This window comes from Thermophilibacter provencensis, assembly GCF_030372065.1.
In the GTDB taxonomy this organism is placed as follows: domain Bacteria; phylum Actinomycetota; class Coriobacteriia; order Coriobacteriales; family Atopobiaceae; genus Thermophilibacter; species Thermophilibacter provencensis_A.
Genome location: NZ_JAUDEA010000012.1, coordinates 57,967 through 64,461 on the forward strand (window position 1 = coordinate 57,967; position 6,495 = coordinate 64,461).

General features: G+C 63.8%; 4 protein-coding genes. All 4 read right to left on the reverse strand.

What is annotated here, in order from left to right:
* Positions 1 to 61 precede the first annotated feature (61 nt).
* The 4 genes from QUW25_RS07920 to QUW25_RS07935 all read right to left on the reverse strand — a co-directional run bounded on the left by QUW25_RS07920 (position 62) and on the right by QUW25_RS07935 (position 6,418).
* On the reverse strand, positions 62 to 1,408 hold the full coding sequence (locus QUW25_RS07920) for a hemolysin family protein (RefSeq protein ID WP_289511671.1): 1,347 nt from the start codon (positions 1,406 to 1,408) through the stop codon (positions 62 to 64).
* A gap of 402 nt (positions 1,409 to 1,810) precedes the next feature.
* Positions 1,811 to 2,836, reverse strand: a complete 1,026-nt coding sequence (locus QUW25_RS07925) for a hypothetical protein (RefSeq protein WP_289511672.1) — start codon at positions 2,834 to 2,836, stop codon at positions 1,811 to 1,813.
* 177 nt (positions 2,837 to 3,013) lie between these two features.
* The gene (locus QUW25_RS07930) at positions 3,014 to 4,201 is read right to left on the reverse strand and encodes an FprA family A-type flavoprotein (protein WP_289511673.1); all 1,188 of its coding nucleotides are present in this window, start codon (positions 4,199 to 4,201) and stop codon (positions 3,014 to 3,016) included.
* Positions 4,202 to 4,342: 141 nt separating this feature from the next.
* The gene (locus QUW25_RS07935) at positions 4,343 to 6,418 is read right to left on the reverse strand and encodes an elongation factor G (protein WP_289511674.1); all 2,076 of its coding nucleotides are present in this window, start codon (positions 6,416 to 6,418) and stop codon (positions 4,343 to 4,345) included.
* Positions 6,419 to 6,495 lie beyond the last annotated feature (77 nt).

Here is a 6,495-nt window from a genome sequence, read left to right on the forward strand (position 1 = left end):
CTGGCCCGTGGGGCGGGCGGGGGCTTTCCACCACATTGTAGTTAATGTTGGCCGGACGGGCCTACTCCTTCGACGAGTCCGCGTCCTTCTCGCCGCCAGCGTTGTCGTTCTCGTCCTCGGCGGGGGGCTCGGGGGCAATCACGCGCAGCATGGAGAGCCGGCGGCCGCGCATGGACTGGACGCGGAACTGGTAGCCATCCTTCTCGATGACGTCGCCGGGGTGCGGGAGCTTGTCCGCGAGCTCAAGGACGAAGCCGGCAACGGTCTCGTACTCCTCGCTATCCTCGATGGGCCAGCCGAGCTCGATGGCATCATCGATGGAGAAGCGGCCGTCCACGAGCCACTCGCGGTCGGAGAGCTTGGTGAGGTACTTGTTGTCGGGGTCAAACTCGTCCTCAATCTCGCCGACGACCTCCTCGACGATGTCCTCGATCGTGATGACGCCGGCGGTGCCGCCGTACTCGTCCACGACAATGACCATCTGGTCGTGGCTGGACTGCATCTCGGAGAGCAGCGGGATGATGTCCTTGGTGTCTGGCACAAAGTCGGCGGAGCGCACGTGCGCGGAGACGGGATCGTCGGCGCGGCCCTCGTCGAGGATGGGGCTGATGAGGTCCTTGATGTGCGCGATGCCCACGATGCGGTCCACGGAGTCGTGGTAGATGGGGATGCGCGAGTAGCCGGTGCGGCGCATGACCGAGAGGACCTCGGTGAGCGTGGAGGTGTCCTCGAGGGCCGTCATGTCAACGCGGGGGACCATGACCTCGCGGGCGATGGTGTCACCCATGTCGATGACCTCGTGGATCATGGACTTCTCCTGGTCGGAGAGCTCGTCCGCGTCGGTCACCATGTACTTGATCTCCTCTTCGGAGACGCTGTCGCGCTCGTCGGCGGATGCGATGCCCAGAAGGGCCGAGAGGCCGTTGGCAGACTTGGCCGTGAGCCACACGAGCGGGCGCGCCACCTGCATGAAGCCGCGGATGGGGCCGGCGACGGACTTGGCAACCGCCTCGGCGTTGGAGAGGGCCATGCGCTTGGGCACGAGCTCGCCGGCAACGATGGAGAGGTAGGAGACGGCCAGCGTGATGAGCACGGGGGCAAGCGGTCCGGCAATGCCCGCGGGCATGCCAAGGCTCACAAACCAGGACTCGAGCGGGTCGGAGAGACTGGTGCTCGCAAACGCCGAGGACGCAAAGCCCACGAGCGTGATGGCAACCTGGATGGTCGCGAGGAACTGCTCCGAATTGGAGGCCAGGTTAAGTGCGGCACGGGCTTTGCGGTCACCATCCTCTGCCTCGGGTTCCAGAACCGCCCTCTTGGCGCTCACCACCGCCAGCTCGGACATCGAGAAATAGCCGTTTGCCAGGGTGAGCAGGAAGGTGACCACAATACTTATCGCTACGTCCATGCGCTCGTGCGCAACCTCCTCGGTCGGGGTTCAGATACCTGCCGGCAGCTGGGACGCTAGCGCCGCCGGCATAATGGATTGATTTTAGCAGGTCGCGCACGAGGACGCATTCGACGTTGATGCGAGGCAGCCTTTTGTAAAAGCCTTGTCCGCATGCTTAGAACGTCACCCACATCCAAAAATGGTCCTTCGTGTAGCGTGTTGGCGGCGCGCGCAGGAATTTGCCCCTTCGTGTAGCGTCATTCTTGGGTTAGGCTCAACTTTGTCGTTCTTGTCAACTGGTCTTTTCCCTCCGAAGCCATCGGGCTTGCCCTTCAGACCAAGTTATTTGCCAGTTTTCGCGCTACACGAAGGGGCAAATTCTCAATCGGGACGGGCGAGCGCTACACGAAGGGGCAAATCTCAAAGAATCACTCCCTCGTAGGGATGGGCCAAGGCATCCAGGGCCGCCTCTTTGTCCTGCGGACCAAACAGTCGCTCACGAAGGTCCCGACGCTTGTCCAACATAATCTTCGTGGCGGGAGTCCTATGCGGATCGACCCTCCTTGCCAGTTCGCTCATGAATATATTGAACTGCTCATCACTTTTAAGTATGTCGTTTGTCAGTCTTCGCTGCATATAACCGGCAGCCTCGAACGCCCTACGGCGACGCTCGTCACGCTTCATGGCCTCAGGAGTGGCATGAAACTCGTCGCTCTCGTACTCGACGATGAGCTTTGCGCCTGGCCAGTAGAAATCCGGCCTGAGCACCCCTTGGCCAACAATCTTCTGAAGCTCTTCCGGAAGCTCAATGGTCGCATTCATTTCGAACCCAGAAAGCGAAAGTCCTCCGCGAGCGCGGGTGAGCTTCATAAATATTGCCGCATCCGTCTCGCGAGGCGAATTGGAGTTTGACGAAGCAAGGCTCAGGGCGTCCATCGCCCGACGCGCTCCGCGCGTCTTTGTTGCCAAGGCGGCCCTGATGTAGCTAGCAAACTCGTCGTACGCCACCAATGGCTTGACGTCTTTATCGAACCCCTCCGCTGGATCCGGGTCAAACCCATAGGAACCCATCATCTCGCACGCAAGCTGCGCAAGCTCGATCTCGTCAAGTTGGGTCGCAAGCTGGACCAATACGGCTGGCATACGACAGACAAAGACATCGCTGTCAACGCCATAGAGGTACTTATCTCCGAGTGGCCCACCAAACACCCCGCTTTTTACCTGGCCGCAGTGGTAGCGCTTGGCCGCCGAGGGCACCACGACCCGAATGGGAGTGTCAAGCCCGCAGAGCGCCGCCGCGCGCCGAGCCGTCTGCCCAACCGTCTCGGGGCGACGCCCGATCACCGCCCCCGCAAAATCGTCGTCCGCCGCAGCGAGCGATCCCTGCCGCGCGCTCCGCCAAAACTCAAGCGCCGACTCAAACCCAACCACCAGCCTTCGTCCCATTGCATCCTCCCGTCTCCTGTTTGAAAGGATACAGAACCTTAAGCCTACTTCAACTGTCTAGTTAAAAGCTACAATATTAACTTATGCAGTTTCGTGATAGATAACGGAAAGGAAGCGCAAAAAAGCCGCCCGGGTTGTTCCGGGCGGCTCCTGGGGTGACTGACGCGTGCGGAATCCTTACGCGATGAGCTCCCTCACGACGTCCTTGGCAGCCGCAAGCTGCTCCTCGCTGGGAATCCAGTTGACGGCGAGAGTCTTGACCGGCATCGCAAAGCCGGCAGCCTCCAGCTCCTTGGCCACGTTGTTGGGGCCCATCGGCGCCCAGCCATAGCTACCAAACGCCAGGCCAACGCGGTTCTCGTTCTTGGGCGAGAGGCCCTTCATGTACGTGAGGAAGGCGGCAACGGTGGGCAGCATCTGGCTGTTGAGCGTCGGCGAGCCCACGCACACGTACTTGCAGTCCAGGAACACGTCCATGACGTTGGAGATGTGGTTCTCCTTGAGGTCCATGAGCTGCGCGGGGATGCCGGCGGCAAGGAAGCCATCCACCAGCGAGCGGGCGATCTTCTCGGTAGAGTGCCACATGGAGTCGTAGACCACCACGGCGCGCTCGCGGACGGCGCCGGAGACGAAGTCCTCCTCGTAGGCGCGCAGGATGTCCTCCACGTGAGAGCGCCAGATGACGCCGTGCGCCGGGCAGATCATGTCGAGCGCGTCCGGGCCAAGCCCGCGCACCGCCTTCACGGCCGCCGCGGCCTGCGCGCGGTACGGCTGCACGATGTTGGCGTAGTACTTGCGCGCCTGGTGCATGACCTCGCACATGTCGTTCTCGTCGTCAAAGCGGGCGGAGCTGGCAAAGTGCTGGCCAAAGGCGTCGTTGGAGAAGAGGATCTTGTCGTAGGCGTCGTAGGTGACCATGTTGTCCGGCCAGTGGACCATCGGGGTTTGCACAAAGGCCAGCGTGCGCTTGCCGATGCAGAGGGTGTCGCCGGTCTTGACGCCGTTGTAGCCCAGGTCGCCAAAGTGCGCAGTCATGTTCTTCACGCCCTGCGGCGCGGAGCAGTAGATCTGGCAGCCCGGCGCCAGGCGCTTGATCGTGGGCGTGTTGCCGGAGTGGTCCATCTCCACGTGATTGGCAATGAGCACGTCGATCTTGGACGGGTCAATGACCGAGGAGATGCGCTCGAGGAGCTCGTCGGTAAAGGTGACCTTGGCGGTGTCGATGAGCGTGACCTTCTCGTCCAGGATGAGGTAGGCGTTGTAGGTGATGCCCGCCTCGGTGGTGTAGCCGTGGAACTCGCGCGCGTTCCAGTCGAGCGCGCCGACCCAGTAGACGTCCGGCTTGATCTGAACTGCGGAAAGCATGGTGTCCTCCTTGGGATGGAAGTGATAGCCACTCAGGGGCATTTTACCCCGTTCTCGGCGAGAAGAACGGGCGGCCGGCCACTTGGACCGACCGCCCGCGTGGGGGGGCTCACGACGATACGAGGAGACTGTCCCTTCGTATCACTTCTCGCCGGCGGCGCGGCGGGCGGCGTAGTCCGCGGCGAGCCTCTGCTGGATGTCGTGCGGGACCTGCTCGTAGCCGGAGATCTCGAGCTCAAACTCGCCGGTGCCGCGCGAGAGCGAGCGCAGGCGGGTAGCGTAGTCGGTGACCTCGGCGTACGGGATCGTGGCCACGACGGTGGTCTCGCCGGCGGCGGCACCGGTGCCGGCCTCCATGCCCTCAACACGGCCGCGGCTCGCGGAGACGTCGCCCATCACGGAACCGGCGTAGCTCTCCGGCACGGTGATGCGCAGGTGCGCCATGGGCTCGAGCAGCACGGGCTCGGCCTGGTCGACGGCCTTCTGGAAGCCGATGCGCGCGGCGGTCTTGAACGCCATCTCGTTGGAGTCAACGGGGTGGTAGGAGCCCTCGTAGACGGCAACCTTGACGTCGATCATCGGGTAGCCGGCGAGCACGCCCTCGCGCATGGTCTCCTGGACGCCCTTGTCGATGGCCGGGATGAAGCCGCGCGGGATGTGGCCGCCCACGACCTCGTCAACAAACTCGTAACCGGCGCCCGGGTTGGGCTCGATGCGCAGCCAGCAGTCGCCGTACTGGCCGGCGCCGCCGGTCTGCTTCTTGTGGCGGCCCTGGGCGGAGGCCACGCGGCGGATGGTCTCGCGATACGGGATCTTGAGGGCAACGGTGTGGGCGGTGATGCCGGCGCGGTCCTCAAGACGGTCGAGAAGAACGCTGACCTGCGCCTCGCCAATGGCGGAGATGACGGTCTGGCCGGTATCCTCGTCGCGCTCCACCTTGAGGGTGGGATCGGCGTCCGCGCTCTTCTCGAGGAAGGCATAGAGCTTGCCCTCGGTGCCGCGGGCGTCGGGCTCGATGGCGATGCGGTAGAGCGAGTTGGGGAAGCGGAACTCGGCGGCCTCGACCTTGCCGGTCACGGAGAGCGTGTCGCCGGTCATGGCGTCGAGCTTGGGCACCACCACGATGTCGCCCGCGGCGGCCTGCGCCACGTCTGTGGTCTCCTTGCCGCACATCTGGTAGAGGTGGCCGAGGCGCTCGGACTTGCGCGTGCGCGCGTTGGTGAGCTCGATGCCCGGCGTGATGGTGCCCGCGAGCACCTTGAGGAAGGAGAGGCGGCCGTTCTGCGGGTCGTTCAGGGACTTGAAGGCAAAGACCACGGGACGCTCGTCGTCCTCGGAGATGTCGAGCTGCTCGCCGTTGACCAGCGGAATGCGGCCAAAGTCGGCCATCGTGGGGAACCAGGCCACGGCGGCATCCATGAAGGAGATGACGCCCTCCTCGCGCACGCAGCTGCCGGAGAAGACGGGCACAAACACGCGCTCGCGGATGGCCTTGGCGAGAAGCCCCTCGAGCTCGTCCTGAGTGACCTCCTCGCCCTCGAGGTACTTCATCATGATCTCGTCGTCAGCCTCAACGACAAGCTCGGTGAGCTGGGCGCGGGCGGCCTCGGCGGCGTCGACGAACTCGGCGGGGACGTCCTCCACGACCGGCTTGCCATCCTCGAGGTGGCGGGCCTTCATGTGAACGACGTCGATGATGCCCTTGAATGCCTCGCCGGAGCCCATCGGGATGGTCACGGCGCCCAGGTTGGTGCCAAAGCGCTCCTGGAGTGCGGCAAACGCGACGTCAAAGTCCGCGTCCGGGCGGTCCAGGCGGTTGATGAAGAGCGCGCGGGCGAGGCTCTGCTCCTCGGCCGCATACCACAGGCGAGTGGTGATGGTGCCCGGGCCGGAGGCGGCGTCAACCACAAAGACGGCCGTCTCGCACGCGGACATGGCGGCGTAGGCGTCGCCCACAAAGTCCGGGTAGCACGGGGCGTCGAGCACGTTCAGGCGCGTACCCTCCCAGGTGATGGGGGCAATGGCGGTAGAGATGGAGAAACCGCGCTCGCCCTCCTCGCCGTCATAGTCAAGCGTGGGCTTGGTGCCGGCGTGGCCGCCAAGACGGGTGGTACGCCCCGTCAGGTGAAGCATGGCCTCGGCCAGCATGGTCTTGCCCACGCCGCCTTGGCCCACAAGGACCACGTTCTTGACCTTCTCCGAACCCTTTGCAGCCATGATGCCTCCCTAGAACGGGGTGTATGCACGATGTGACACACCATACCCACGTTTGGGCGCGCGGAGACGGACATATC

Coding starts and splice junctions, on each gene's coding strand:
- QUW25_RS07920 (WP_289511671.1), bottom strand. CDS start 1,408: ATGGACGTAGCGATAAGTATTGTGGTCACCTTCCTGCTCACCCTGGCA.
- QUW25_RS07925 (WP_289511672.1), bottom strand. CDS start 2,836: ATGGGACGAAGGCTGGTGGTTGGGTTTGAGTCGGCGCTTGAGTTTTGG.
- QUW25_RS07930 (WP_289511673.1), bottom strand. CDS start 4,201: ATGCTTTCCGCAGTTCAGATCAAGCCGGACGTCTACTGGGTCGGCGCG.
- QUW25_RS07935 (WP_289511674.1), bottom strand. CDS start 6,418: ATGGCTGCAAAGGGTTCGGAGAAGGTCAAGAACGTGGTCCTTGTGGGC.